Here is a 1,880-nt window from a genome sequence, read left to right as displayed (position 1 = left end):
AGGTCATCGCCATCAAGCGAACATTATCACAGCTTATTGTGACATTTCGTGAAGGAGATCCACTATGCTTAGAAGCAGCTCTTCAGGAAATAACGGAGACTGTGGAGGCATATGATGTCGAGCTTGCGGGCTTTGGCAATAGCTGGTTCGGTACGTATAAGGGCAAGGCACAGGCCATTCGTTTTACAGACGGTGCAGGGCTCGAGCTACTTATTCAAGATAGCTATAAGCAAGTCGCTGTCGATATTTTATGCCATGACAAGCTGCAAATTTCACTTACCGCGAATAAAAAACCACTAAAAGCAACGAAGCCAGTAATTGTGACATTGCCAAAAGAGTTGGCCGAGCGAGTAGGGCAGGAGCGAATTGAGATAATCGGTGACTGTGAGCTTGGGAAGGTGATGAAGGATGAAAAAATTTAGAGGAAAGCGACGCTATTTTCGTAATTTACAAAAGGAAGCACATATAAAGAATTATGATTTAGATTTTAGTGTGGAAAGTTGGTTTGATTTCTGGCATACGCATATCGATTTTTGTGGACATGGAAATGACTCCATAAACATAAGAAAGCAACATGTAAAGGCTTTATTTAATTTGTTTAATGAGGCAAATAAAGAGCTGGAAAACTGGGGAAAGCCTTATCAACTATGGATTGAACTATGTCATGAAGATGCTTCTATGGATGCGTTATTTATCCATTCGCCTAATCCAAATGCAGATAATTTTCCGTATCAACATTCACTGAATCCGCTGAATGTAAAAGCGGAATTACCCGCTTATTTAACGGATGTCATTAATGTGGAAGATTATAAAATCGCAAGCTATGAAATGATTGAAGAAGAGGGCAGTGTAGAGAAGCTATTTGTCATTCAACTACAAAAATAGATATGCTTACTAAAAGATAATATAAAGGAGATTTATTAGATGAGTGACACTGTATGGTCATTAATTTTGTATATAGGCGGAAGCATTTTTCTATTAAGTATTATTATCTATATGTTTAAAAAACAACGAGGTCATAAAGATTTTCTTGTATCTATCATTATTCTCATTGTATTCTTTATCGTATGTGCGTATGGAAGTGTTCTAGCTGTCCAACAAGCATTTGACAATAAGAATAGATCGGTAGCTTCTGGAAAATGTACGATTTCAATTTTGGAAGATATAGGAGGACGATTTGGCTCTTACAGTCTCATTGATGTTGAAGTAAACGATGTATACTTAAGCACAAATTTAGAAAACTTTCCAACGATAAAAGAAGGAACGTATCGTTGTAAAGTAGCGTATTCTAAACATACAGATGAAATTTTCGATTTGGAGATTTTAGAGGATTAAAAGGTTCTTTGGAATAAGTGTATTCCTACTATTTTTAACACGAAAAAAGGCAGTCGTATCGACTGCCTTTTTTATATTATTGAGCTTCTATAGCACAATCAATTCTTTTGGTGAATGAGTAATAACCTCTGCGCCGTTCTTTGTCATAATGACATCATCCTCGATACGCACGCCACCAAGTCCAGGGATATAAATACCAGGCTCCATTGTAAGCACCATATTTTCTCTCACTGGTGTAGCAACACCTTGTGCTAAGAAAATGTCCTCATGAATATCAAGGCCAATGCCATGGCCTGCACCATGACCGTATTGTGCGCCGTAGCCTTGTGCGGTAATGTAATCGCGTGATAGGCTATCGACCTCTTGTGCGGTCATGCCGATTTTCATTTCCTTCAGTGATAATTCCTGTGCTGCTAAGACAATATCATAAACTTTTCGTAGCTCTGCAGGCGGTTCGCCAACGGCAATCGTACGCGTCATATCTGAGCGGTAGCCCTTATAATAAGCACCGAAATCCAGTGTCAGCATATCACCTGTTTCAATTT

The 1,880-nt window shown here is 38.6% G+C and carries 3 protein-coding genes and 1 pseudogene; 3 read left to right on the top strand and 1 reads right to left on the bottom strand.

The features are described from left to right. From KTHG_RS21350 to KTHG_RS14020, 3 genes and pseudogenes are all read left to right on the top strand, one after another. A pseudogene (locus KTHG_RS21350) lies at positions 1-422 on the top strand (hypothetical protein); the annotation flags it as partial. After that, the gene (locus KTHG_RS14025) at positions 409-885 is read left to right on the top strand and encodes a hypothetical protein (protein ID WP_139994460.1); all 477 of its coding nucleotides are present in this window, start codon (positions 409-411) and stop codon (positions 883-885) included. The pseudogene KTHG_RS21350 and the gene KTHG_RS14025, both read left to right, overlap by 14 nt. A 39-nt stretch (positions 886-924) precedes the next feature. Further along, complete coding sequence (locus tag KTHG_RS14020; protein ID WP_139994458.1) at positions 925-1,335, top strand: hypothetical protein; 411 nt, start codon at positions 925-927, stop codon at positions 1,333-1,335. Between the two features lie 87 nt (positions 1,336-1,422). Here the strand turns inward: KTHG_RS14020 and KTHG_RS14015 are convergent. After that, a partial coding sequence (locus tag KTHG_RS14015) for a M24 family metallopeptidase (protein ID WP_139994860.1) occupies positions 1,423-1,880 on the bottom strand: 458 nt, incomplete at its 5' end.

Source organism: Kurthia sp. Dielmo (assembly GCF_000307285.2).
In the GTDB taxonomy this organism is placed as follows: Bacteria; Bacillota; Bacilli; order Bacillales_A; family Planococcaceae; genus Kurthia; species Kurthia populi.
The sequence above is the reverse complement of the archived record's forward strand: the minus strand, read 5'-3'. Positions and strand labels throughout refer to the sequence as shown.